The 22,272-nt window shown below is 64.9% G+C and carries 23 protein-coding genes; 11 read left to right on the top strand and 12 right to left on the bottom strand.

Features of this window, described 5'->3' with window-relative positions:
- The first annotated feature begins 71 nt into the window (after window positions 1-71).
- Entirely contained in the window at window positions 72-788 is a 717-nt protein-coding gene (locus tag P7C00_RS13315) for a TetR/AcrR family transcriptional regulator (protein WP_346635736.1), read from the top strand.
- Here P7C00_RS13315 and P7C00_RS13310 read toward each other — a convergent pair.
- Together P7C00_RS13310 and P7C00_RS13305 are read right to left on the bottom strand one after the other, a co-directional pair.
- Window positions 785-1,594: a helix-turn-helix domain-containing protein gene (locus P7C00_RS13310; RefSeq protein ID WP_404939407.1), complete on the bottom strand. Its 810-nt coding sequence runs from the start codon at window positions 1,592-1,594 to the stop codon at window positions 785-787. The genes P7C00_RS13315 and P7C00_RS13310 overlap by 4 nt on opposite strands.
- 44 nt (window positions 1,595-1,638) lie before the next feature.
- A complete protein-coding gene (locus P7C00_RS13305) occupies window positions 1,639-2,097 on the bottom strand; it encodes a GNAT family N-acetyltransferase (RefSeq protein ID WP_346635734.1) in 459 nt (152 codons plus the stop codon).
- 148 nt (window positions 2,098-2,245) lie between these two features.
- On the opposite strand from P7C00_RS13305, the gene P7C00_RS13300 reads away from it, so the two are divergent.
- Together P7C00_RS13300 and P7C00_RS13295 are read left to right on the top strand one after the other, a co-directional pair.
- A complete protein-coding gene (locus tag P7C00_RS13300; protein ID WP_404939405.1) occupies window positions 2,246-2,635 on the top strand; it encodes a DUF6713 family protein in 390 nt (129 codons plus the stop codon).
- 24 nt (window positions 2,636-2,659) lie between these two features.
- Entirely contained in the window at window positions 2,660-2,980 is a 321-nt protein-coding gene (locus P7C00_RS13295) for a DUF2834 domain-containing protein (protein ID WP_346635732.1), read from the top strand.
- A gap of 12 nt (window positions 2,981-2,992) precedes the next feature.
- On the opposite strand, the gene P7C00_RS13290 is transcribed toward P7C00_RS13295, so the two are convergent.
- On the bottom strand, window positions 2,993-4,348 hold the full coding sequence (locus P7C00_RS13290) for an MATE family efflux transporter (RefSeq protein ID WP_404939403.1): 1,356 nt from the start codon (window positions 4,346-4,348) through the stop codon (window positions 2,993-2,995).
- 136 nt (window positions 4,349-4,484) lie between these two features.
- Entirely contained in the window at window positions 4,485-5,468 is a 984-nt protein-coding gene (locus tag P7C00_RS13285; RefSeq protein WP_404939401.1) for an MDR family oxidoreductase, read from the bottom strand.
- 348 nt (window positions 5,469-5,816) lie between these two features.
- Here P7C00_RS13285 and P7C00_RS13280 point away from each other — a divergent pair, with 348 nt between their 5' ends.
- Genes P7C00_RS13280 through P7C00_RS13270 form a run of 3 tightly spaced genes read left to right on the top strand, consistent with a single transcriptional unit; the run spans window position 5,817 to window position 8,246 of the window.
- On the top strand, window positions 5,817-6,752 hold the full coding sequence (locus tag P7C00_RS13280; RefSeq protein WP_346635729.1) for an ankyrin repeat domain-containing protein: 936 nt from the start codon (window positions 5,817-5,819) through the stop codon (window positions 6,750-6,752).
- A gap of 47 nt (window positions 6,753-6,799) precedes the next feature.
- The gene (locus P7C00_RS13275; RefSeq protein WP_404939399.1) at window positions 6,800-7,246 is read left to right on the top strand and encodes a hypothetical protein; all 447 of its coding nucleotides are present in this window, start codon (window positions 6,800-6,802) and stop codon (window positions 7,244-7,246) included.
- Between the two features lie 58 nt (window positions 7,247-7,304).
- Window positions 7,305-8,246: a class I SAM-dependent methyltransferase gene (locus P7C00_RS13270; protein WP_346635727.1), complete on the top strand. Its 942-nt coding sequence runs from the start codon at window positions 7,305-7,307 to the stop codon at window positions 8,244-8,246.
- Window positions 8,247-9,170: 924 nt separating this feature from the next.
- On the opposite strand, the gene P7C00_RS13265 is transcribed toward P7C00_RS13270, so the two are convergent.
- The 5 genes from P7C00_RS13265 to P7C00_RS13245 form a co-directional block, all read right to left on the bottom strand.
- On the bottom strand, window positions 9,171-9,629 hold the full coding sequence (locus P7C00_RS13265) for a GNAT family N-acetyltransferase (RefSeq protein ID WP_404939397.1): 459 nt from the start codon (window positions 9,627-9,629) through the stop codon (window positions 9,171-9,173).
- Between the two features lie 137 nt (window positions 9,630-9,766).
- Complete coding sequence (locus P7C00_RS13260; RefSeq protein WP_404939395.1) at window positions 9,767-10,885, bottom strand: agmatine/peptidylarginine deiminase; 1,119 nt, start codon at window positions 10,883-10,885, stop codon at window positions 9,767-9,769.
- Window positions 10,886-11,032: 147 nt separating this feature from the next.
- A complete protein-coding gene (locus tag P7C00_RS13255) occupies window positions 11,033-12,154 on the bottom strand; it encodes an extracellular solute-binding protein (protein ID WP_404939393.1) in 1,122 nt (373 codons plus the stop codon).
- A gap of 1 nt (window position 12,155) precedes the next feature.
- On the bottom strand, window positions 12,156-13,064 hold the full coding sequence (aguB, locus tag P7C00_RS13250) for an N-carbamoylputrescine amidase (protein WP_346636122.1): 909 nt from the start codon (window positions 13,062-13,064) through the stop codon (window positions 12,156-12,158).
- Complete coding sequence (locus P7C00_RS13245) at window positions 13,061-14,119, bottom strand: agmatine/peptidylarginine deiminase (protein ID WP_404939391.1); 1,059 nt, start codon at window positions 14,117-14,119, stop codon at window positions 13,061-13,063. Before P7C00_RS13245 ends, aguB begins: the two co-directional genes overlap by 4 nt.
- A gap of 137 nt (window positions 14,120-14,256) precedes the next feature.
- On the opposite strand from P7C00_RS13245, the gene P7C00_RS13240 reads away from it, so the two are divergent.
- Both P7C00_RS13240 and P7C00_RS13235 read left to right on the top strand, forming a co-directional pair.
- Window positions 14,257-15,126 (top strand): LysR family transcriptional regulator, encoded by an 870-nt coding sequence (locus tag P7C00_RS13240; protein ID WP_404939389.1) that lies wholly within the window; start codon window positions 14,257-14,259, stop codon window positions 15,124-15,126.
- Between the two features lie 149 nt (window positions 15,127-15,275).
- Complete coding sequence (locus P7C00_RS13235) at window positions 15,276-15,851, top strand: LysE family translocator (RefSeq protein ID WP_404939978.1); 576 nt, start codon at window positions 15,276-15,278, stop codon at window positions 15,849-15,851.
- A 22-nt stretch (window positions 15,852-15,873) separates the two neighbouring features.
- Here P7C00_RS13235 and P7C00_RS13230 read toward each other — a convergent pair whose 3' ends face one another.
- Window positions 15,874-16,755, bottom strand: a complete 882-nt coding sequence (locus P7C00_RS13230; RefSeq protein ID WP_404939387.1) for a LysR family transcriptional regulator — start codon at window positions 16,753-16,755, stop codon at window positions 15,874-15,876.
- A 224-nt stretch (window positions 16,756-16,979) separates the two neighbouring features.
- Here P7C00_RS13230 and P7C00_RS13225 point away from each other — a divergent pair, with 224 nt between their 5' ends.
- From P7C00_RS13225 to P7C00_RS13215, 3 genes are all read left to right on the top strand, one after another.
- Window positions 16,980-17,690 (top strand): FadR/GntR family transcriptional regulator, encoded by a 711-nt coding sequence (locus tag P7C00_RS13225; protein WP_346636117.1) that lies wholly within the window; start codon window positions 16,980-16,982, stop codon window positions 17,688-17,690.
- Between the two features lie 106 nt (window positions 17,691-17,796).
- Window positions 17,797-18,990 carry an L-2-hydroxyglutarate oxidase gene (gene lhgO, locus P7C00_RS13220; protein ID WP_346636116.1) on the top strand — a complete coding sequence of 398 codons (1,194 nt, stop codon included), beginning with the start codon at window positions 17,797-17,799 and terminating at the stop codon, window positions 18,988-18,990.
- Between the two features lie 153 nt (window positions 18,991-19,143).
- Window positions 19,144-20,472, top strand: coding sequence for an MFS transporter (locus P7C00_RS13215; RefSeq protein WP_346636115.1), 1,329 nt, complete (start codon window positions 19,144-19,146; stop codon window positions 20,470-20,472).
- Between the two features lie 38 nt (window positions 20,473-20,510).
- Here the strand turns inward: P7C00_RS13215 and P7C00_RS13210 are convergent, their stop codons facing one another.
- Together P7C00_RS13210 and P7C00_RS13205 are read right to left on the bottom strand one after the other, a co-directional pair.
- Window positions 20,511-21,293, bottom strand: a complete 783-nt coding sequence (locus tag P7C00_RS13210; protein ID WP_346636114.1) for a DeoR/GlpR family DNA-binding transcription regulator — start codon at window positions 21,291-21,293, stop codon at window positions 20,511-20,513.
- Window positions 21,294-21,361: 68 nt separating this feature from the next.
- Window positions 21,362-22,084, bottom strand: coding sequence for a GNAT family N-acetyltransferase (locus P7C00_RS13205; protein WP_404939385.1), 723 nt, complete (start codon window positions 22,082-22,084; stop codon window positions 21,362-21,364).
- Between the last annotated feature and the right edge of the window lie 188 nt (window positions 22,085-22,272).

The raw sequence follows: 22,272 nt of genomic DNA, 5'->3' as shown, positions 1-22,272 counted from the left end.
GCGGTGGAGCCTGACGCAGAGATTTCGCTATATACTTTTGTATATTGCGAATTCGCACCACGAGACGCCCCATGCATCGCCCCTCACCCAGCATCGATACCCCCGCCCCGCAGCCCCCGGGACAGCCTCCGGCCGCCCGCGAGCGGCGCTCCCGATCACGCCACCGCCAGCTGATTCTCGATGCCGCCCGCAACGAATTCGCCGCCCGGGGCTTCAGTGCCTGCCAGACCCTGGATATCGCCCTGCGCGCCGGAGTGCCCAAGGCCAATCTCTATTACTACTTCCACACCAAGGAAAATCTCTACGCCGAAGTCCTGCAGCCCTTGCTGGAACCCTTGCGTCAGGCTTCGCTGCTGCTGCACGAGGACGCCGATCCCGGACCGGCCCTCCAGGCCTATATCGAAGCCAGGATGCACATCGTCCAGGGGTTTCCCCTGCGCTCGAAGATTCTCTGCAGTGAGCTGCTGCATGGCGCGCAACAGCTGCCGGTCACCTGGCGCGAAAGCCTGGAGACACAGAATCGCCGTGAAATCGCCTGCCTGCGCAACTGGGCCGAACGAGGCCTGATAGCCGCCGTCGACCCGGCGCACCTGTTGCTGTTCATCGGCGCGGCGACCCAGACCTATCCCACCCTCGGCTGGCAGATCGCCCTGCTCAACGGCGGTGATGAGGCGGTTGCCGCGGACTTCCAGGCCGTCGCCAGCACCCTGACTCGAATGGTCCTGGCCGGCGCACTGCCGACGGCGCCCCACAGCCCCGGCCAATCGGCCCGTGCCTTGGCGATCTAGGACGGATCGGCCTCGCAGGCCTGGGTCAAGGCCTGCCAGGTGGCCTGATCGGCGGGGATCAAGTGCTCGATGCGCAATGACGCCACAGTGATGTCCTGGGGCATGCCGAAGGTGGTGAAGGTGGAGAGAAAACGCAGCTCGCCCCTGGGCCCGCGCACCCGGGTCAGCAGCAACGGCGTGCTCAGGCTTGCGGCACCCGCCAACTCGCCGGGGAACGGCAGGCTCGCCAGCAGCGCCGCCAGCCCCGGCTGTTGCGCCGCTTCCCGGGCCGCCCGCTGCCAAGCCACCTGACAGATCTCCTCGGCGTTGATCAGACAGTCACCAAAACCACCGGGCAGCAGCAGGCTCGCCAACAGATTGAAGCCTTGCTCCAGCGCCGTCGGTGGCAGCCCCAAAAGCCCGAACAAGACCGCGGTGGCGCGGTTGGCGGCCAGTACCTGCCAGCCGCTGTCGATGACAATGGCCGGCGCCGGGTTGTTGGCCTGGAGCAGGTGCATCAGCGCCGCGCGTACCGGCTCCAGGCCCGGATCGCTCAACGGCAAGGCGGCATAACGGGGGGCGTAGCCGGCGGCGAGATACACCCGGTTGCGTGTTTCCAGCGGGGTATCCAGAGTGCTCAGCACACTGTGCAGCAGCGCCGGGCTGGGCTGCGCCCGGCCCGTCTCGACACAGCTCAGATGCCGTTGCGACATGCCCGCCTGCAACGCCAGGTCCAGCTGGCTCAAGCGTGCCTGCCGCCGCAGCTGGCGTAGCTGCGCGCCGACCGACAGCGCTGGCGCGGGAACGCGTTCAAGGGGTTCGAGCATCGGGTTTGGTCATCCTTTGGGTGGAGTAGCCGCTGGGGCGCGGCTCAGCGAACAGCCTTGAAAAAGATCAGTTCAGGATCGTTCTCGTCCAGGTTCTCGACCACCCCGCTGGGGCGGAAACCGGCCTTGGCCAGCAACCCCTGGGCCGCCAGATTGGAACGGTTGGTGGAGGTGAACAGCTTGCTCGTCCGACAAGCCTTCTCGGCGGCAACGAGCAGCCGTTGTGCCACACCCTGACGCTGCTGCCCGGGCGCCACAACCACCAGGGAGACAAACCCCTGATCGAAAAAATCATGATTGAGCAACACATAGCCAGCGATCCTGTCGCACACCACTTCGACCCACAGCTGGCCCCGCCCGACCGCCTCGCCAAGCGCCTGGCCGCGGCTGGCATGGGATTGTGCGTAGGCATCAAAGCCGAGCATGGCCGGCACATCGTCGAGCCGTGCCTCACGGATCAACCTTGGGGTGCCTGGCTCAGGAGCCTGTTCGTTGTCGCTCATCGCTACCCATTCCTTGAAGGTGATTGTCGTCCTGTGTCGCCCAGCTGAGCGCTTGTGCGCCACGCCTGTCTATGACCTGGGAGGTCATTGAGTGGCCCGGGGGTTGCCACTTAGCCTGTTCGTTCCCCGTAGTTCAAGGAGTTTAACGGTGAGAAAAACCCTCTGGCGCCTATGCCTGGCCTTGTTCGCCGGCCATGAACTGGACGCCGTGGCCCAAGCCGAGTGGCGCCTGCTGTATGGCTTGCGCGACCTCGACCCAGCGCTTGGCCAGCAGTGGTTCATTGCGCTGCATGTACCGCTGTGCGCCGCGCTGATGTGGCTGATCGGGCACCCGCGCCAGGCCATGCGACGCACCAGCCGGCAACTGCTGGCCGCCTTTGCCGTGGTCCATGCCGGGCTGCATTACAACCTTCAGCAGCACCCGCTGTACCTCTTCGACTCGCTGCTCTCGCAAGCGCTGATCTTCGCCTGTGGCGCCACCGGCCTGCTCTACCTGATGCTGGACCTGGGCCGGCAACGCTCGCCGTGCCGCGACTGACTCCCTCACCACTAGGAACCCGCCATGCCCCGTCCCTATCTTGCTTTGCTGGCCCTGCTGGCCTTCAGTGCCTATACCCTGTTCACCCTGCTCCAGGCACAGCAGTCGCTGCTGCAATTCGGTGTGCAACTGCTGTCGCAAGCCGACACCGCGCAGGTGGTCATCGACCTGTACCTGATGGCGCTGCTGGCTGGACTGTGGATGCTGCGAGACGCCCGGGCCCGGGGGCGCTCGGCGCTGTCGGTGCTACCCTACCTGCTGCTGACGGCGCTCTTCGTCTCCATCGGCCCGTTGCTGTACATCGTGGTCAACGGCTTTGGCCGCGGCTCGCCCCGCAGCGCCTGAGCGGCGACGGCCTCAGATCAGCCGCTGGATCTGCTTGTGCCGCCAGACCAGCTTGAAGTAGCCGGTCTGCAGCACCAGCATGGTCAGGTAGGCCACCGGGAACGCCATCCACACCCCTTGCAGACCAAAGTGCGCGTCCAGCAGATAGGCCATCGGCACCTGCACCCCGAGGATGCAGAAAATTGAGATCGCCACCGGCATCAGCACCGTGCCGCTGGCGCGCATGATGCCGCCCACCACCGCCTGGAAGCCGAACACCAGAATGCTCCAGAGCATGATGTGCAGCAGGTGTTCGGCCTGCACCAGGGCTGCCGGGTCGATGATGAACAACCCCAGCAGCCAGTGGGAAATCAGGTAGCCCAGCAACACCAGGGCCCCGGTCAGGCACAGGTTGATCGCCAGCCCCGTGCGCAGGATCGGGGTGATGCGCTCCAGGCGCCCGGCGCCAATGGCCTGGGCTCCGAGGATCGACGCGGTGATGGCGATCGACAGCGCCGGGAACTGCACATAGTTGACGATCTGGGTCACCGCACCGTAGGCCGCCGTGGCCTGGGAACCGTGGCGGTTGACCAGGGCCAGGATCACCAGTTCGGAGAGTGAGATCACCACCATCTGCACCCCGGTGGGCAGGCCGATGCGCAGCACCTTGGCGAGAATCGCCCGGTCCAGCTTCATCGCCGCGAACAACGTCCGGTCCGGGGCCAGGGGATGGGCCCGGCCACTCAAGCGCCAGACCAGAAAACCCATGGCCAGAATGTTGCCCACCAGCCCGGCGAACGCCGCGCTCTGTATGCCCATGGGTGGCAGGCCCAGCCAACCGCGAATCAGCGCCGGGGTCAGGAGTAGGCCCGCCAGGGTCGAAACGATCAGCGCCAGCAGCGGCGACAGGGTATCGCTGACACCCCGCAGCAACTGAGTGAAGAGCACGAACACCAGCAGCAGCGGCATGATCAGCATCATCACCCGGGCATAGCCCACCGCATCGTCCAGCACATCCAGGGGCGTGCCCAGCCCCTGCAACGCCGGCCGCGCAAACAGCATGCCCAGCACTGCCCCCAGCAACCCGATCAACGCGCCGAGCAACAGGGTGCTACCGGCCACCGCCTTGACCGTGCCCAGCTCCCGGGCGCCCCAGGCCTGGCCGATCAGCACCGAGGCCCCCGCGCCCAGGCCGATCACCAGGGCAATGAAAAAGAACACGATGGGGAACATCCCCGACACCGCGGCCAGGGCCTGGGTCCCCAGCATCTGCCCGATGTAGATGCCGTTGAGGGTGCCGGAGAACGACTGCAGGAAGTTCGACAACACCATGGGCAGCAGGAAGATCAGGTACACCTGCCAGAGCGGCCGCTGAACGGGAATCGACATGGAACAGGCAACCTCGGATCAATAGGACGAAGGGCCGCGAAGCAGCCCCGTGGCACGGGGCTCGCGTCGGTCCTGGAAGGTGCAGCAACGAAGGCCGCGCGCGGCGTTCCGGCAGCGCAGCGGCCCGAGGTTTATATCAGTGGTTGACGTCCACCACCACCCGCCCGCGGACCTTGCCTTCGAGCAGTTCACGGGCGACGGTCAACGCCTCTTCCAAGCCCATTTCGCGGGTGATCCGCTGCAGATGCTGCTGGTCCACCTCGGCAGCCAGGCGCTCCCAGGCATGCACCCGCTCGTGGTAGGGACGGGTCACGCTGTTGATCCCCAGCAAGCTCACACCACGCAGAATGAAGGGCGCCACCGAGGCCGGAAAATCCATGCCCTGGGCCAACCCGCAGGCGGCCACCAGGCCATCGGCGGCGGTGCCGGCACAGACGTTGGCCAGGGTGTGGCTGCCCACCGAATCGATGGCCGCCGCCCAGCGCTCCTTGGCCAGCGGGCGCCCCGGCTCGGACAGTTCGGCACGCTCGATGATACGGCTGGCCCCCAACGCCTTGAGGTAGTCGGCCTCTTCCGGCCGCCCGGTGGCGGCGATCACCGAGTAGCCCAGGCGCGACAGCAAGCTGATGGCAAAGCTGCCAACGCCGCCGCTGGCGCCGGTGACCAGTACCTCGCCGTGCTCGGGGGTCAGGCCGCTGCGTTCCAGGGCGATCAGGCACAGCATGGCGGTGTAGCCGGCAGTGCCGATGGCCATGGCCTGGCGCGCGCTGAAGGCTTCGGGCAGGTGGATCAGCCAGTCCCCCTGCAACCGGGCCTTCTGCGCCAGCCCGCCCCAATGGCTCTCGCCCACGCCCCAGCCATTGAGCAGCACCTGCTCCCCCGGGCGAAAGCGCGGATGGCTGCTGGCTTCGACGGTGCCTGCCAGGTCGATTCCGGGGACCATGGGAAACTGCCGCACCACCGGGCTCTTGCCAGTGATCGCCAGGGCGTCCTTGTAGTTCAGGGTGCTGTAGGCCACCCGCACCGTGACATCGCCTTCAGGCAGTTGCGCCTCCTGCAGTTCGCTCAGATGGGCGCGATAAGCTGCTGTGTCTTTGTCGATCACAATGGCCTTGAACATCTTGGACTCCTGTTGGCAAGGGAGGCTGCAGCGCTGGCTGCAACGGCGTAGAGCGCGAACGCGCCATCCTACGCAAGCCTTCGGAAGGCGTCCATGAACACCCCGCCCGCCTCAGGATGGCTCCGGTGGCCGGGCCGGCGCTGCCTGTCATTGATCGCCCCTGACCCCGGTCCCGGCCAGCGAAGCTCGAAATGGCCCGGGCCGCACCCAGCGTCCCGTATCGCAGCGTAGCCCGGCGCGACTGCCCTGCCAGATCGGCGGTGAGGGGCGTATCGGGCGTGGCAAAAACGGCGCGTGGAGCGTTACCATGCCGCGGCGTTTCTACCCTGACCGAACGGATTCTCGACCTTGTCTCACCTACTGGAAAAAGCCGCCGCACGCGGCGATCTCGCGGCCCTCGAGCGTCTCCTTGATGCTGGCGCGGACCTTGAATGGCAGCACAAGGGCACCGGCCGCACGGCCCTTTTGGCCGCCACTATTGCCGGGCACCGGCCGGCCGTGGCGCTGCTGCTGGCCCGTGGTGCGAATGTCCAGCAACCGTGCAAGGCCCTGGGCTACAGCCCCCTGGCCTGGGCCGCCAGCCATGGCGATAGCGCCATGGCCGAGTTGCTGATCGCCCATGGCGCAGCGCTCGAACACGCCAGCCCCGAACTGCAACGCACTGCCCTGATGAACGCCGCCCAGGACGGGCACGAGGCAATGGTGACCTTGCTGCTCAAAGCCGGCGCCGATCCCCTGCGCCTGGACTTCCAGCAACGCAATGCCTGGTCCCTGGCCGAAGAGAAGGGCCATACCCAGATCATGCAACAGCTGGTGCAGGCCGGTGCCGGGGCGCCGCCAGCGTCCGCACCGGCCCCTTCCCTGCCCTGGCCGCCACTGGCGCCTGGCAATGACAACAGTGGCGATCCGGTCACCCAGGTGCGGGCCTATACCCTGGCCCTGGAGGCCTGGGAACAGCGGGGCAATGCCCTCGGTCACGAGGCTGTCGACGCCGCCTTCTGGGCTGAACCGCAACAGCTTCTCGAGCGTTTCTGCACCCTGCGGCCGCGGGCCTATCCCCGAGCCTCCTACGGTTACCCCACAACCTACTCCGAGGCCGACGAACTCCTGGGCTGTCAGTTGCTCAAGCCCGCCCAGGCCGAAGTGCTGGTGCGTGATCCGGCCTCCCGGGCGCTGTGCTACGAGCATCGTTTCCTGGTCAAACGGGTCGCGGGGCAATGGCGCATCGACAGCGTCAAGCGGCGCCTGGCCGGCACCGCGCAATGGACCAACGCCATTCTTTGACGCCCCTGCAACTTGCACGCCCCTCTCACCTTTCAGGACCTGCACCCATGAAATACGACGACGCCTCCTGGCACTACGGTGGCGACTTCCCCGCCGACCTGCCCACCACGGCCGGAGCCACCCACATCGGCCTGTTCCTGGCCTGGATGCTGATCAATGACTTTGCCAGCGAGGAGTTGCTGGACGATGTCGAGGAGGAGATTGGCCAAGTCCAGGCCCGCACCCTCGATGGCCGCGAGTTCCTGTTGCGGATACTGGATGAAAAACTCAGCGACGGCGATTTCAACGACGAAGGCAATGCCTTTGCCCTGGCCTACTACAAAGGGCGGGACAGCGGTCGGTTTTCCAGCGACTACGAACAGATCCTGGCCCCCGAGCCCGGCACCATCTACCGGGTGGAAAACAGCTGGAGCAACTACGACCGGCTGGCATCGGTGATGGACCAGCGACTGGCGCACTGGCGCACCATGGGGCGACCACAGTACATCGACTGAGCACCGGATGCCGGCAATTGTGGTTAAATGCCGCCCCCGAAAATCGCCGGTTCCCGTGATGACCCCTCAAGCCCTCGCCACCCTCAACCAGCACCTGCTCATTGCCCTGGCCGCCGCCCCCGCCGAAACCCGGCGCCTGTTCCATGGCCGTGGTCGCTGCTGGCCGGGGTTGGAGCAACTGACCGTGGATTGGCTGCAAGGGGTATTGCTGGTGTCCCTGTTCAAGGCGCCGGAGCCTGAACAGCTCGCGGCCCTCAAGCTGCTGCTGGTGGAGCTGGGCGACACTGCGCAATGGACCGCCTGCGGCGCCCGCAGCCTGATGCTGCAACACCGCTACCTGCCCGACAGCCATGGCGAATGGCTGCTGGGGCAGCCGGTGGACTTCTGCACCATCACCGAGGAAGGCCTGCGCTACCAAGTGGACCTGGGCAGCAAACAGAACAACGGACTGTTCCTCGACATGCGCTACGGGCGCAACTGGGTCCGGGCCCAGGCCCGGGGCCAGAACGTGCTCAACCTGTTCGCCTACACCTGCGGCTTCTCGGTAGCGGCGATCGCCGGCGGTGCCGAGCGCGTGGTCAACCTCGACATGTCCCGAGCGGCCCTGAGCCGCGGCCGCGACAACCACCGGCTCAATGGCCACGACACCAGCCGAGTGAGCTTTCTTGGCCATGACTTGTTCAAGTCCTGGAGCAAGGTCAAGCAAGGGGGTCCTTACGATCTGGTGATCATTGATCCGCCGTCGTTCCAGAAAGGCAGCTTTGTCCTGAGCAAGGACTATGCCCGTGTGCTGCGGCGCCTGCCGGAACTGCTGACCGCCAACGGCTGCGTACTGGCCTGCATGAACGACCCGGCGTTTGCCGTGGAGTTTCTGCTGGAGGGCGTGGCCGAGGCCGCGCCGGGGCTGCGCTTTGAACAGCGGCTGGAGAACCCGCCGGAGTTTCCCGATGCCGATCCGCAGTGTGGGCTCAAGGCGCTGGTGTTTCGTCAGGGGGAATAGAGCGGCCATCGCTGCTGGGAAGGGTGATGTATCCGTGGCTGCGGATGCGGCTGCTTAGGGTTTTGCCCTTACGGCGAGGCTGGCGGGGTACATATCCGTTGCTGCGGTAACGGCCGCTGACGGTTTCGCCCTTACGGCGAGTCACTTTTACCAAACGCCGGAGTGCCGGCCCAGCGAAAAGTAACCAAAAGGTCTTGCCCCTCCATGGGCCCCTCGCTGGAGCTCGGGGTGCCCTCTCTCCGGCATTGCTCCAGGGGCCCGCCGCCAACCGGCCATCCATGGCCGGGTGGCGGCTAGCTCGGCATCCCTGCCGAGCTGCCCCCTACGCAACGCCTACGTTCGGCCGGCTGGGAAGGGGCCTGAAGGTCAAGATCAAGGGCAAAAGCCAAGCGCGTTTTACGCGCTGTCCGTAGGAGCCGGCTTGCCGGCGAAGAGGCCCGTGAGACATGCAGCGCCTGGGCGGGCGCCTTCGCTGGCAAGCCAGCTCCTACAGACACGCACCCATCCTTAGCTTCAGGCCGGCCGCAAGGCCGCCGTCGCGCTCTTGATTTTGATCTTGATCTGAGCGCCCCGTTAACCACGATGGCCGAACGCAGGCATTGAGCCGTGGGCAACCCGGCAGGACGCCGGGTTAGCCGCCACCCGGCCAGGGATGGCCGGTGGCGGCGGCCCACGGATCAATGCCTTCGTTCGGGCATGCCGAGCCTAGGCGAGGCACCGAGTGGAGGGGCAAAGCGTTTTGCTTACTTTTGTCTGGGCCGGCATTCCGGATTTTCAAAAGTGAGCCGCTGTAAGAGCGGAACCGTAAGTAGTCGCACCCGCAGTACCGGATATGTACCCCCCCCCCCGCTGTAAAAGCGCAACCCGAAGTGGCCACTCCCGCATCACCGGATAGGTACCCACCCAGCAAAGCCCCCCTCCGCCTCACAACCCCATCCGATACTCAATGACCCCAGGCTTCTGCGCCACCCAGTCATACAACCTCTGCGCACGCTTGTTGCTCTCCTGGGTATGCCAGTACAACCGCCCGCACCGCTGTTCCCGGGCAAAGGCCTGGACCCACTCGATCAACAGTTTCCCCGCACCACTGCCCCGCACTGCCGGGGCTACATACAGATCCTCCAGATAACAGAAGTCGGTTACCGCCCAGGTCGAACGGTGCAACACCGAGTTGACGAAACCGATCAGCTCATCGCCCTGCACCGCCACTGCTGAAAACACCGGCTCCTGCGGATCGCAGAAACGCTCGAAGGCAAGCACGCTGACCTGCTCGTCCAGCGTCACCTGATAGAAGTCCTGATACGCCAGCCACAACTGCAACCACTGCTGATAATCGCCAGGCTGAATCGGCCGTATCGTCACCGCGTGTTGTTGAACATCCATTGCGCTCTCCTTTCGAAAACCCACACCAGGCTCAAGCCCTGGGTGGTGAGGAGCGCCAGCTTATGGCCTGAATGGAGGGTTTGATCAGTCCAGTTCAATCGTAAAGAGCAGACCACTTCTGCCGCCGTCTTCGAACCTCACACCTCGGGCTCCTGGTGGGTCACGCAGTGGATTCCCCCGCCTCCCGCCGCGATGGCGTCGATGTCCAACTGCACCACTTGCCGCCCGGGGTACAGGCTCTCCAGCAGGGCCAGGGCCTTGGCGTCCGCCGTCGGATCGCCGAACTGCGGGGAAATCACCGCGCCATTGATCACGAAGTAGTTGATGTAGCCCGCGGCAAAATCGTCGTTGCCCCGGCTGAAGCGCGTCTTGCGCGGGTTCAGCGGCGGCGACAGGGGGTGCACCTGCAGCTTGCGACCATCGGCATCGGTGGCATTGCGCAGGATCTCCAGGTGCTTGAGGGTCACCTGGTGGTCGTAGGAGTCCGGGTCGTTGTCGAGGTTGGCCACCACCACCCCGGGCCTGACGAAACGTGCATAGAAGTCGACATGGGCATCAGTGATGTCCCGGCCCTTGATCCCCGGCAGCCAGATGATCTTGCGCAAGCCGAGACAAGCCTTGAGTTCAGCCTCTACCTCAGCCTTGCTCCAGCCCGGATTGCGGTTGCCGTTGATCCAGCTGCTTTCGGTCATGATCCCGGTGCCGTGGCCGTCCACCTCGATACCGCCACCCTCGCCTACCAGCTCGCTGCGCAGGTACCGGGCATCGGCGGCGTCGGCCATTTGCCGCGCCAGCCGGGCATCCCGGGCGTGGCGCTGCTTGTTGCCCCAGCCATTGAAGTTGAAGTCCACCGCGCCCAGTTGGCCCTGGGAGTTGGTGACGAAGTTGGCGCCGATATCGCGCATCCAGATATCGTCCAGCTCGGTGATCACGTAGCTGATGTTGTGCGTCCCGCACAGTGTTTCGGCCAGGTCGCGCTCCTCTTCGCGGCAGAACAGGGTCAGGGGTTGATGGACGGCGATGGCCCGGGCGATGCGCCCCTGGGCTTGCTGGACATCAGAGGTGAAGTCTTCCCAGATCGCGTCCTGGGCGCCAAAGGCCATGAAGGCCCGCTGCTGGCGGTCGCCTTCGTCGGGCAGGTACCAGTCGTCCTGCTCCTGGGCTCGGGCTTGGCGGGAGCCCAGGCCCAGGCTGGTCATGGCGGCGATTCCGGCCAGCAGCGAGGCCTGTTTGATAAGTTCACGTCGGGTGGGCATGGGGCAATTCTCTGGGTGGGGTTTGCTGAAGGGGGTACAGAATCAGGCGAGGTGCTCACGGACGCCTTCGCGGGCAAGCCTGTTCCTACCCGGACATTGTAGGAGCCGGCTTGCCGGCGAACCGCACCGCGGCCTGCCGGCCCGGGTTCAGGGGGTTGGTGCTGTCGCTGTCTTGAACTTGGTCCAAGCGCGCATCCGGGCGCGCATGTCGGCCTGAGGGATGTCCCGGCCGGGGATCAGGCGTTCGAAGCTGGCTGGGTCCGGGTAGATGTCCGGGTTGTCGCGCATCTGCGGATCGACAGCGGGGCGGGCCTTGGCATTGGCCGTGGGATAGCCGGTGGAGTTACTGATGGCCGCCATGTTCTCCGGGCGCATGACGAAGTTGATGAAGGCATAGGCGTACTCCGGGTACCGGGCGTCCTTGGGGATCGCCATGGTGTCCATCCACACCGTGGTGCCTTCACGGGGGATGCGGTACTGGAAGTCGACCTTTTTCCCCGCGGCATCGGCAGCACGCTGGGCCTGGGTCATGTCGCCGCTGTAACCCAGGGACAGGCACAGATTGCCGTTGACCAGATCGGTCACTGGCTGCGACTGGAACTTGCGGATGTAGGGCCGCAGCTTGCCCAGCAGTTCGCCGGCGGCCTGCAGATCCGCCGGCTTGGCGCTGCGGGGTTCGCGCCCGAGGTAGTTGAGCGCCACCGCCAGCACTTCATCCGGCGAGTCGATGACCGAGATCCCGCAGTCGGCAAACTTGCTCGCCAGTTCCGGCTTGAACAGCAGGTCCAGGCTGTTCACCGGAGCATTGGGCAGGCGCTCGGCGACCTGCTGTGCGTTGTAGGTCAAGCCGATGGTGCCCCAGGTGTAGGGCACCGTCGCCTGGCTGGCACGGGGGTACTGGGTACGCAGTCTTTGCAGACCCGGTTCGATGTCGTCCTGGCCGCTCAGCTTGCTCGGGTCCAGGGTCTGCAGGCTGCCGGCGCGCATCAGCCGTTCGGCCACGGTGTCGCCGGGGAAGATCAGGTCGTAGCCGCTGCCGCCCGTCATCAGCTTGGCCTCCAGCACTTCGCTGCCTTCCATGACGTCGTAGATCACCTTGATCCCGGTTTCGGCGGTAAAGCGACTCAGGGTATCGGCGGCGAAATAGTCGGCCCAGTTGTACAGGCGCAGGGTCTTGTCCTCGGCTTCGGCCCGGGCCTGGGTCGATACCAGGGTTGCGGCAAGCAACCAGCCGAGTGCCTGCAAGCGGGGTTTGCCAGTCGGTTGCATGTCATGCCTCCCGGGTATTCCAGTGGGGGTGGATGTGTTGTCCATCGAGGCTCAGCAGGGGTCGGTACATCTCCGGGCGCCGGTCACGGAAGATGCCCCAGGTGCGGCGCTCCTCGGCCATGGCCGCCAAGTCCAGGCTGTGCAACAGCACCCCATCGGTCGTACGGTCGGCCTCGGCCAGCAGGCGGCCCTTGTGATCGCAGATAAAGGAGGAACCATAGAAATCCATATGCAGCGCCGGATCGCTGGTGGCGACTTCGCGACCGATGCGGTTGGCCGCCACCACTGGCAGCAGATTGGCCGCAGCATGTCCGCGCATGGTCATCTGCCAGTGGTCCCGCGAATCCAGGTCAGCCGCTCCCGGCTCGGTACCGATGGCCGTGGGAAACAGCAACACCTCGGCCCCTTGCAATGCGAGGCAACGGGCGGTCTCAGGGAACCACTGGTCCCAGCAGATGCCGATCCCCAGGCGCCCGAAAGCCGTGTCCCAGACGCGGAAACCAGTGTCGCCGGGGCTGAAGTAGTCCTTTTCCTGATAACCCACGGCGTTGGGAATATGGGTCTTGCGGTACACCCCCAACAGGCGTCCGTCGGCGTCGGCGACGCTGAGGGAATTGAAGTAGGCCGTACCGGCCCGCTCGAACCAGCTCAGGGGCAGTACCACCCCCAGCTCCCTGGCCAGGGCGGCGAAGCGCTTGAGTACCCGGCTGCCGGCATAGTCCTCGGCCAGGGCCAGGTGCTGGTGCTGTTGCTCGATGCAGAAGTACGGCGTGGCGAACAGTTCCTGCAGAAGGATGACCTGGGCACCTTGGGCCGCCGCTTCCCGCACCCGTTGTTCGGCGCGATCGAGGTTGCCCGGCAGGTCCCAGGTGCAAGGCATCTGGATGGTAGCGACGATCAACCGGCTCATGCCTGTACCTCCAGCGGCCACAGCGGCTGCTGCTGGGTGATGCAGTGCACGCCACCGCCGCCATGGGCCAGGTGGTTGATCCGTACCGGCACCACTTCCCGCCCGGGAAAAGCCCGGGCCAATACCTGGGCCGCCTCTTGGTCGGCGGCGATGCCGTAGGCCGGCATGATCACCGCGCCATTGGCCAGGTAGAAGTTGGTGTAGGACGCGCAGAACACCTCGGCCCGAGCGTCCACTGCGGCACTGGCCTCGAACAGCTCGATCAGCTCGAAGCGGCGCCCCTGGGCATCCCGCGCCAGCTCCAGGGCTCGACGGTTCTCGCGCACCACTTCGGCGTACACCGACTCCTGATCATGAGTAGCATCCACCAACAACACCGCCGGGCGCGCGAAGGCGCACACCCCGTCGACATGGCCGTCAGTCATGTCGCCGGTGACATGGTCCGGGTCCCCCGGGAGCCAGATGGTCTTCTGCACCCCCAGCAAACGACTGAAGACGTCCTCGATCTCGGCCTTGCTCAGGCCCGGGTTGCGATTGCGGTTGAGCAGCACCGACTCGGTGGTGATCAGGGTGCCCTCGCCGTCCACGTGGATGGCCCCGCCTTCGTTGGCCAGCGGGCTACCGAAACTGGGCAGCCCCAGCTCGTCCAGCAGGCGCCGGGCCAGGCTGCGATCCAGGTCGTGGGCCGACTTGTCGCCCCAGGCATTGAAGCGCCAACTGACCCCAGCCAGTCCCTGCTGCGGATGACAGATAAAGCTCGGCCCGGAGTCGCGGCACCAGCTGTCATTCACCGCCTGGGGAATCAGCTGGATATTGCCGCCGCACAGCGCGCGGGCACTGTCCAGGGCCGCCGGGTCCACCACCAGTTTCACCGGCTCGAAGCGGGCAATGGCCTTGGCCACCCGGGCGAAATCCGCCTGCACCTCGGCCAGGGTCACGCCCCAGACCGACTCCCACAGGGCCTGATTGTGGGGCCAGACCATCCAGGTCGCGGCGTGGGGCGCCCACTCGGCGGGCATTCTCCAACCCTGGGTTTGACTGTGATTGCTCGGCATGGGCACTGCACCTCTCAAGTAAGGTTTTGTTATCAATCGACCGACAGGGTCGAACCATGGCGCCCATGCTATGGCTTTGAAAAAACCTCAACAAACGATAGATTTAGCGCATTTCTGATCAGTCAGGCTTATCAATCATGTTAAAACACTGGCCTCCCCTGAATGCCTTGCGAGGCTTCGAAGCCGCGGCGCGCCTGGGCAGTTTTCACCAGGCCGCGCAAGAACTGCACCTCACCCAGTCGGCCATCAGCCAGCAGATCCGTAGCCTGGAAACCTTCCTCGAACAGCCGCTGTTCTACCGCAGCGGCCGCAGCGTCACCCTCACCGACGCCGGGCATGACCTGCGCAGCACCACCCAGTCGCTGCTGCAGCAACTGGCGGTAGGCATCCGCCGCCTCGAGCAGTACCGCAAGCCCAACCAGTTGGTGGTCAACACCAGCCCGGCCTTTGCCCGTCACTGGTTGCTGCCACGCCTGGGGGAGTTCCATCGCCTGCACCCCGAGGTGGACCTGTGGCTGTTCACCAGCTTCGAGCCGCCGGATATGAGCACCCAGACCATCGACCTGACCCTGCGCGATGACCTCAGCGCTCAGGCCGAGTGCAGCTATCTGGAGCTGTACCGCGACCGCCTGTACCCGGCCTGTCATCCGTCCCTGCTGGAGCAGCCCCGGGAGCTGCGCACCACCTTGCATGGCGAACGGGAAATGGACTGGAGCCACTGGGTGGTGGAAGGCGGTGCGGACATCGGCCAGCGCAGCAACGGCCTGAACTTTTCCGATCCCGGGTTGCTACTGGACGCCGCCTGCTCCGGTCACGGGATCGCCCTGGTCAGCCAGTTGCTGGCGCAACAGGCCCGCCGTCAGGACCTACTGGTACCCCTGTGCGAACAGAGCGTGCGCGGCCCGACCTGGGCCTGGCTGGTTCATCGGGACAGCGAGAGCAGTGCGCTGACCCGAAGCTTCTGTGAGTGGTTGCAGGGAGCGCTGCAGCACGCGAACGAGGACTGAACACCGACTTGCAAAACCGCTTTCCATTCCTGGCGGTAACCTCGGCCACGGTGGCGTCTTAAGCTGACGCCGGTGCAATCCGCACCGCCCTTGAGGAGCCTTGCGTGCTACCTGTATCCGACATCAACTGGCCGCTGTGGCTGTCCACCATGCTGCCCATGGCCCTGAGCGCCGGACCCGGCAATCTGATGGTGGCCAGCTCCGGCGCCCAGAGCGGCGTGCGCCGCTCCCTGCGCTTTATTCTCGGGCTCGACCTGACCTATCTGCTGCTGGCCCTGCTGGTGGGGTTGGGGCTGTATCACAGCCTGGCGAACCAGCCGCAGTTGCTGTGGGGGCTGCGGGTCGCCGGCAGCCTGTACATTTTCTGGCTGGGCCTGCGCCTGTTGCTGCGGCCCTTGCGCAAGCCCGGCGAGGGCGTCGCGGCACTGCAGTTTCGTGACGGCGTGATACTGCAACTGGGCAATGTGCAGGGCCTGGTGATGCTGCTGGTGATGTTCTCCACCTTCAATCCGGGCACCGATGCAGGTAGCGCCGTGGTGGCGCTGCTCAGCGCTGCATTGATCGCCGTGAATCTATTCGGGCACCTGCTCTGGGCCTGCCTGGGTGCAAGCCTGCAAGGACTGCTGCGCAGCCGTCCACGCTTGCTGCTGGCACAGAACGCCCTGTTTGGACTGATATTGATGACGGTGGCGATCTGGATCTTTCTGCGCCAGGGCACTGCCTGACCCGGGCCGAGGACGCGCTCCCTCACTCCCCGTGCAAGCCGTGGCGCGCCAGCAACTCGCCGAGAAACTCCACCACCCGATCAACCCGCTCCTGGCCCTGGGTCGCCAGGTTGCGCAACAGCCAGATATCCGCCCGGTGCGGCGCCATCTGCGGCAACACCCGGCACAAGCCCAAGGGTTCAGCGATGTAGGCCGGCAAGGCGGCGATCCCCAGGTCCGCCTGTACCGCCTTGAGCTGCGCCTCCAGATTGCCGGTGCGCATCCACAACGGCTGGCCGCCGCTGAGCTGGTCCAGCCAACGGGCCAGGGGCATGTGCGCCAGGGACTCGTTCCAGCCGATCAGCGAGTGCTGGCGCAACTGCCCGGGGTCGTCGGGACAACCCTGGGTGGCCGCATAACCCTGGGAACAGAACAGCGCCTGGGTCAATGCGCCCACCCGGCGCAGGGTGAAGTTGCCGGCTTCGGGACGATGCAGGCGCAACAGCACATCACTGTGACTCTGGGTCAGCTTCACCGAGCGCGCCGAATTGACGAAGTCGAAGCTGATCTGTGGGTGGCGTGCGCGAAACTCCGCCAGGGCGGGCATGATCAGGTGAGAGCCCATCAGCTCCGGGCAGTCAATGCGCACCACCCCCGCCATGCGCGCACCGGGCTGGGACATCTGGCGCTCCATCAGGCGGAAACGCTCCTCAGCCTCAAGCGCCATGGGCAACAGGGCCTGGCCGGCCTCAGTGAGAAAATAGCCTTGGGTGTTCTTCAGGAACAACAGCGTGCTCAACGCCTCTTCCAGCATCAGGATCTTGCGCGAGACCGTCGACGCGGACACCTTCAGCGCCTGCCCTGCATCGGTGATGTTGTTGGCGTTGGCCACGGCAATGAAAATCCGCAGATCATCCCAGTTCACGCGTACCTGCCCTATCCATGAAAACCCAAGCCCGGAATCTTATGCGAAATCACTCGCCCGGCGCCCGGGGTTTTACGCAGCACCATCGAGCTGGAGTCCAGGCAAAGTCTGATACCTCGGAGCGCGTCCCTAGCGGCCGGCGATAGCGCTGCCCTGTGGGTTTTTCTTGACAGCGAAAAATCCCAACGGCTATTGTCTGACAACCTGACTACCAAGGTTTCTCCATGCTTGAACTCCAGCGTCCCGACTCTCTCGTTGTGCGTGTGGTCAATGCGATCCGCACCGAGATCGACTCCGGCCGCCTGGCTCCCGAGTCGCGCCTGCCCACTGAACAGCAACTGGCCGAGCAGCTGAATGTCAGCCGCTCGGTGGTGCGTGAAGCCATTGCCCAGCTCAAGGCAGACGGCGTGCTGATCGCCCGGCGCGGCCTGGGGTCGTACATTTCCAAGACCCCGGCCGGCACGGTGTTCCGCTTCCCCCAGGCCGATGGACGCCTGCCGGATCTGGCGCAGATGTTTGAAATGCGCCTGTGGATCGAGACCCAGGCCGCGTCGATTGCCGCCCAGCGCCGCGATGCTGCCGATCTGCAGCGCATGCAGGACGCCCTGCAGGAAATGCACGACAAGCGCAGCGATTTCGACGCCGCTGCCTTGGCCGACGTGGAGTTTCACCGGGCCATCGCCGAAGCCAGCAAGAACGACTATTTCGTGGCTTTCCATGACTTTTTGCGCAGCCAGTTGGCCAGCGCCCGCAAGACCGCCTGGGAAAACTCGGCGCGGCGTCAGGTCGGCGGTTCCGCCGATGCGGCCCAGGAACACCAGGCGCTGTACCAGGCCATTGCCGCCGGCGATCGCCAGGCCGCCGCCGGTTGTGCCGATGCTCACTTGCGTGCCGCGGCCAAGCGCCTGGGCCTGGAGTTGCCTACTCTCGATTGAACACAGCTACAGACCGCAGGCAACACGCCTGCGTTTTTGTCGGCCTACTTAGTCTGACAACCTGATAACCAGACCTGAAACGTATTGATCCAAGGTACCCAGAACCATGATTTACGACTTTTGCATCATCGGCGGCGGCATCGTCGGACTGGCCACGGCCATGGAGATCCTCAAGCGCCAGCCCGGCGCTTCGCTGGTGATCCTGGAAAAGGAAAACGTCCTGGCCAAGCACCAGACCGGGCACAACAGCGGGGTGATCCACGCCGGTATCTACTACGCGCCCGGCAGCCTCAAGGCTGATCTGTGCAAGCGCGGCGCCGAGGCCACCAAACAGTTCTGCAGCGAGCACGGGATCAAGTTCGAGGTCTGCGGCAAAGTGCTGGTGGCGTCCAATGCCCTGGAAGTGCAGCGCATGGAGGCCCTGTATCAGCGCTCGCAACAGAACGGCCTGAAGGTGGAGCGCCTGGACGCCGAGCAACTGCGCCAGCGTGAGCCGAACATCGTCGGCCTCGGCGGGCTGTTCCTCGACGCCACCGGCATCGTCGACTACCGCGAAGTCTGCGAAACCATGGCCCGGGTGATCCGCCGCGACGGCGGAGAAATCTGCCTCAGCCAGACCGTCACCGCGATCCAGGAGAGCGCCGACAGCGTCATGGTCAACAGCCATGGCGGCAGTTGGCAGGCGAAGAAACTGGTGGTCTGTGCCGGCCTGCAATCGGATCGCCTGGCGACCCTGGCCGGGGTCAGGATCGACCACCAGATCATCCCCTTCCGCGGCGAGTACTTCCGCCTGCCGGCCTCGAAGAACAACATCGTCAATCACCTGATCTACCCGATCCCTGATCCGGAGCTGCCGTTCCTCGGGGTGCACCTGACCCGCATGATCGACGGCAGCGTCACCGTCGGCCCCAACGCGGTGCTGGGTCTGGGCCGGGAGAACTACAAGAAGTTCTCCATCAACTGGCGTGACGTGGCGCAATACGCCAGCTTCCCCGGTTTCTGGAAAACCATCTGGCAGAACCTGGGTTCCGGCACCACCGAGATGAAGAATTCACTGTTCAAGTCCGGCTACCTGGAGCAGTGCCGCAAGTACTGCCCGTCCCTGGAGGTCTCCGACCTGCTGCCCTACGAGGCGGGGATTCGCGCCCAGGCAGTGATGCGTGACGGCAGCCTGGTGCACGACTTCCTGTTCGCCCAGACCCCACGCATGTTGCACGTATGCAACGCCCCCTCGCCCGCCGCCACGTCGGCGATCCCCATTGGTTCGATGATTGCCGACAAGATTTTCAAGGCCGACTGAAACACAGCGCATCACGCCTTCACATTCAGCGCTCCGGCACTGTCTGCGGGGCGTCGTGCCGCCGCAATAAACCGCCAGCCCCGCTCCAGGGCCGGCAGGGCAAGACCCGCGTCAACTCGACAATAAATACAATGATCCAAGAGGATGTACACAATGAGCGCAGTTGAAACCAGCAGTACTGCAGCGGAAACCCCACAACAAACCAAGAAACGCCTGCGCAAGGTGGCGGCGGCCACCATCTTTGGCTCGATGCTGGAGTGGTACGACTTCTACCTCTACGCCACCATGGCGGCCATCGTTTTCTCGAAGATCTTCTTCGATAACAGCAACCCGAAAAGCGCCACGCTGATGGCCTTCTCCACCTTTGCCATCGGCTTTATCGCCCGTCCCTTCGGCGGCATCCTGTTCGGCTACCTGGGGGACAAGTTCGGCCGCAAGCAGGTGCTGGTGCTGACCTTCTGCCTGATGGGCGTGTGCACCGCGCTGATCGGCCTGATCCCCAGCTACGCCTCCATCGGCATCTGGGCGCCGATCCTGCTGGTGGCGATCCGCATCATCCAGGGCCTGGGGGCCGGCGCCGAACTCTCCGGCGCTGCGGTCACCTCCTATGAACACGCCAGCGAAGGCAAGCGCGGCAGCCAGGGTGCCTGGCCGGCGCTGGGGCTGAACCTGGGCCTGCTGCTGTCGTCGCTGACCATTTACCTGCTGACCATCAACGGCAACGACTTCCTGCTGGCCGGTGGCTGGCGCATTCCCTTCGTGTGCAGCATCGTCCTGGTGGCGGTCGGCCTGTGGGTGCGCAACAGCATTCCGGAAACTCCGGAGTTCAAGGAGCTGAGCAAGGAGAGCCAGAAGGCCAAGGCCTCGCCCCTCAAGGCGCTGTTCAAGAACGACCTCAAGGGCCTGGCGGTGGTGTTCTTCGTCGCCATTGGCTACAACGCCCTGAGCTACATCTTCAAGACCTTCTCCCTGGCCTACCTGACCCAGTACAAGAATGTCGATGTGCACGTCACCTCGCTGTCGGTGACCATCGCCAGCCTGATCGCCATCGTCGCCGTGCCCTTCTTCGGCTGGCTCTGCGACAAGTGGAGCAGCAAGACCGTGCTGATTCTGGGCGGAGTGTTCTCGCTGCTGTTCGCCTACCCGTTCCTGGCCCTGCTCAACACCGGCGAGAGCCTGATGATCTACATCGCCATCGGCGTCGGTACCGGCATCCTGGCGCCGATGATGTTCGCGCCCCAGGGCTCGTTCCTCAGCCGCCAGTTCCCCACCGCGACCCGCTCCTCGGGCTTTGGCACCGGGCGCGAGATCGGCACCGCCATTGCCGGCGGCCTGGCGCCACTGGGGGCCCTGTCCCTGGTGACCGCCTCGGCCACCCACTCCACCGACGGCGTGGTGATCATTCTCGCGGTCGCCGCCGTGCTGGTGATGGTGTTTGCCCTCTTCGACCAGGGGCGCAAGCACTCGGCGTTCAAGAACTGACAGCCCGTTGAGCCGTCCGCAGGCCATCCTGGGGCGGCTCAGGCCAGCAGCACCTCGATCCCCAACTGGCGATAACCTTCGACATCCATCTCGGGCACTTCCCGCTCGGTCACCAGCCGTTGCAAGCGGTTGCACGGCGCCACCACAAAGGGCTCCATGGCGCCGAGCTTGTCGGCGGTGGTCACGGCAATCACCTGGGCGGCACTGTCGAACATCGCCTGCTTGATCGGCACTTCATCGAAATGCAGGGAGCTGATGCCAATCTCCGGGTGAATCGCACAGACCCCGGTGAACATCAGATCGGCCTTGATCCCCTGGATCATCCGTAGCGCTTCATGGCCGCTGGCGGACAGGGTCGCCGGATTGAGCTGGCCGCCCGCGAGGATCACCTTGACCTTGGGGTATTCGGCCAGGGCCACGGCAATCATTGGCGAGGCAGTAACTGCAGTCAGGCTGATATTGGCGGGCAGGGATTGGGCGATATGCAAGGTGGTGGAGCCGGAATCGAACAGCACTGTCTGGCCGTCCCGCACCCATTGCACGGCAAACTGCGCCAGGCGCAGTTTCGCCTCACTGGTTTCGCCCAGCCGGGTGAAGTAATCCTTGCCGCTGTCCTTGGGCCGCGGCAGCGCACCGCCATGGACCCGTTGCACCAGGCCATTGGCATCCAGCTCGGCGAGGTCGCGGCGGATGGTGTCTTCTGAGACCGCAAAGTGCCGGCTCAGCTCGGCGGCCATGACCTTGCCGTCACGTTCCAGCAGTAGAAGGATCTTTTGTCGACGCAGGGAGGGCAGCTCGGCTGCCGGGTGCAGGTTTTGCATGTTCTTGCCCGTTTTTGCCTGTTTTCGCGAGATTAGCCATGCCCTCTCGCGAACACAAGCAGGCGCGGTCAGGAGATCAACTGTGGGGCGCGCGCGTTGTACAGCGCCGCCTCACCCAGGCGCTCGCGCACCAGTGTCTGGGCCTGGCGGGTCATCTGATCCAGCTGGCGGTCGCGCTTTTTCTCCGCTTCCAGCATGGCCTTGCGCCCGTGCTGGGCCAGCAGGTAGGTGTGAATCTGCCGTACTTCCACCGATTGGTAGATCGGTGCCACATCCAATACCGCCAGCAAGCCATCGCTGCCATGGTCTCGGGTATTCATCAGCACTTGCGGACCGCGGGCGCCCAGCACCTGAAAGCCCAGGGCCTCGAAACACTCCACTTTGGCCACGTGACACGCCAGCTCGGCATGGGGATAGCGGGCACGCAGCGTCTCCAGCATCTGCCGGGCAATGCCCTGGCGCCGATGACTTTGCAGCACCGCCATGTAGGCCACGGCGCAGGCCTGGGGGTCGTCCTTGACCGGCAGATACAGGGTAAAACCCAGCACCTTTTCGGGATCCTGGCTGTCGCTGGCCACCAGCAGTTCCACCGCGATATTTCGCGAACCGTCCATGGCCTGCAGGTACAGATGCACCTCGTAGCCGACGCCGTACTGGTACAGGTTGTACAGCGGGTTGCTCGGGGCAATGGCCACCGCGCTGATGTCGCTGATGTAGTCCACGACCATTTGCTGGATCTGGCTCTGGATGGCTTCGGGCGGCGGGGCTTGGAACAGGGTGATGCTGGACATCGAGGCAGTGACTCCGAGGATTGAGGCGTGCCCGCAACGGCGGGCGCGGCAATCATACCGCGTCACGGGAAGGCACAGGCAGACAACAAGACGCTCGAGTCGGGCTCAAGCCTCATTGAGAAAGATAAGGAGATGCTGCTGCAGAGATACCGGCAAGACCGGCCGGTTGCGACGACATCAGGGATATC

Source organism: Pseudomonas sp. JDS08PS003, from assembly GCF_045013505.1.
Classification (GTDB): Bacteria; Pseudomonadota; Gammaproteobacteria; order Pseudomonadales; family Pseudomonadaceae; genus Aquipseudomonas; species Aquipseudomonas protegens_B.
This window is presented reverse-complemented; position numbering and strand designations above follow the sequence as displayed.

Coding starts and splice junctions, on each gene's coding strand:
- P7C00_RS13315 (WP_346635736.1), top strand. CDS start 72: ATGCATCGCCCCTCACCCAGCATCGATACCCCCGCCCCGCAGCCCCCG.
- P7C00_RS13310 (WP_404939407.1), bottom strand. CDS start 1,594: ATGCTCGAACCCCTTGAACGCGTTCCCGCGCCAGCGCTGTCGGTCGGC.
- P7C00_RS13305 (WP_346635734.1), bottom strand. CDS start 2,097: ATGAGCGACAACGAACAGGCTCCTGAGCCAGGCACCCCAAGGTTGATC.
- P7C00_RS13295 (WP_346635732.1), top strand. CDS start 2,660: ATGCCCCGTCCCTATCTTGCTTTGCTGGCCCTGCTGGCCTTCAGTGCC.
- P7C00_RS13290 (WP_404939403.1), bottom strand. CDS start 4,348: ATGTCGATTCCCGTTCAGCGGCCGCTCTGGCAGGTGTACCTGATCTTC.
- P7C00_RS13285 (WP_404939401.1), bottom strand. CDS start 5,468: ATGTTCAAGGCCATTGTGATCGACAAAGACACAGCAGCTTATCGCGCC.
- P7C00_RS13275 (WP_404939399.1), top strand. CDS start 6,800: ATGAAATACGACGACGCCTCCTGGCACTACGGTGGCGACTTCCCCGCC.
- P7C00_RS13270 (WP_346635727.1), top strand. CDS start 7,305: ATGACCCCTCAAGCCCTCGCCACCCTCAACCAGCACCTGCTCATTGCC.
- P7C00_RS13265 (WP_404939397.1), bottom strand. CDS start 9,629: ATGGATGTTCAACAACACGCGGTGACGATACGGCCGATTCAGCCTGGC.
- P7C00_RS13260 (WP_404939395.1), bottom strand. CDS start 10,885: ATGCCCACCCGACGTGAACTTATCAAACAGGCCTCGCTGCTGGCCGGA.
- P7C00_RS13255 (WP_404939393.1), bottom strand. CDS start 12,154: ATGCAACCGACTGGCAAACCCCGCTTGCAGGCACTCGGCTGGTTGCTT.
- aguB (WP_346636122.1), bottom strand. CDS start 13,064: ATGAGCCGGTTGATCGTCGCTACCATCCAGATGCCTTGCACCTGGGAC.
- P7C00_RS13245 (WP_404939391.1), bottom strand. CDS start 14,119: ATGCCGAGCAATCACAGTCAAACCCAGGGTTGGAGAATGCCCGCCGAG.
- P7C00_RS13240 (WP_404939389.1), top strand. CDS start 14,257: ATGTTAAAACACTGGCCTCCCCTGAATGCCTTGCGAGGCTTCGAAGCC.
- P7C00_RS13235 (WP_404939978.1), top strand. CDS start 15,276: ATGCTGCCCATGGCCCTGAGCGCCGGACCCGGCAATCTGATGGTGGCC.
- P7C00_RS13225 (WP_346636117.1), top strand. CDS start 16,980: ATGCTTGAACTCCAGCGTCCCGACTCTCTCGTTGTGCGTGTGGTCAAT.
- lhgO (WP_346636116.1), top strand. CDS start 17,797: ATGATTTACGACTTTTGCATCATCGGCGGCGGCATCGTCGGACTGGCC.
- P7C00_RS13215 (WP_346636115.1), top strand. CDS start 19,144: ATGAGCGCAGTTGAAACCAGCAGTACTGCAGCGGAAACCCCACAACAA.
- P7C00_RS13210 (WP_346636114.1), bottom strand. CDS start 21,293: ATGCAAAACCTGCACCCGGCAGCCGAGCTGCCCTCCCTGCGTCGACAA.
- P7C00_RS13205 (WP_404939385.1), bottom strand. CDS start 22,084: ATGTCCAGCATCACCCTGTTCCAAGCCCCGCCGCCCGAAGCCATCCAG.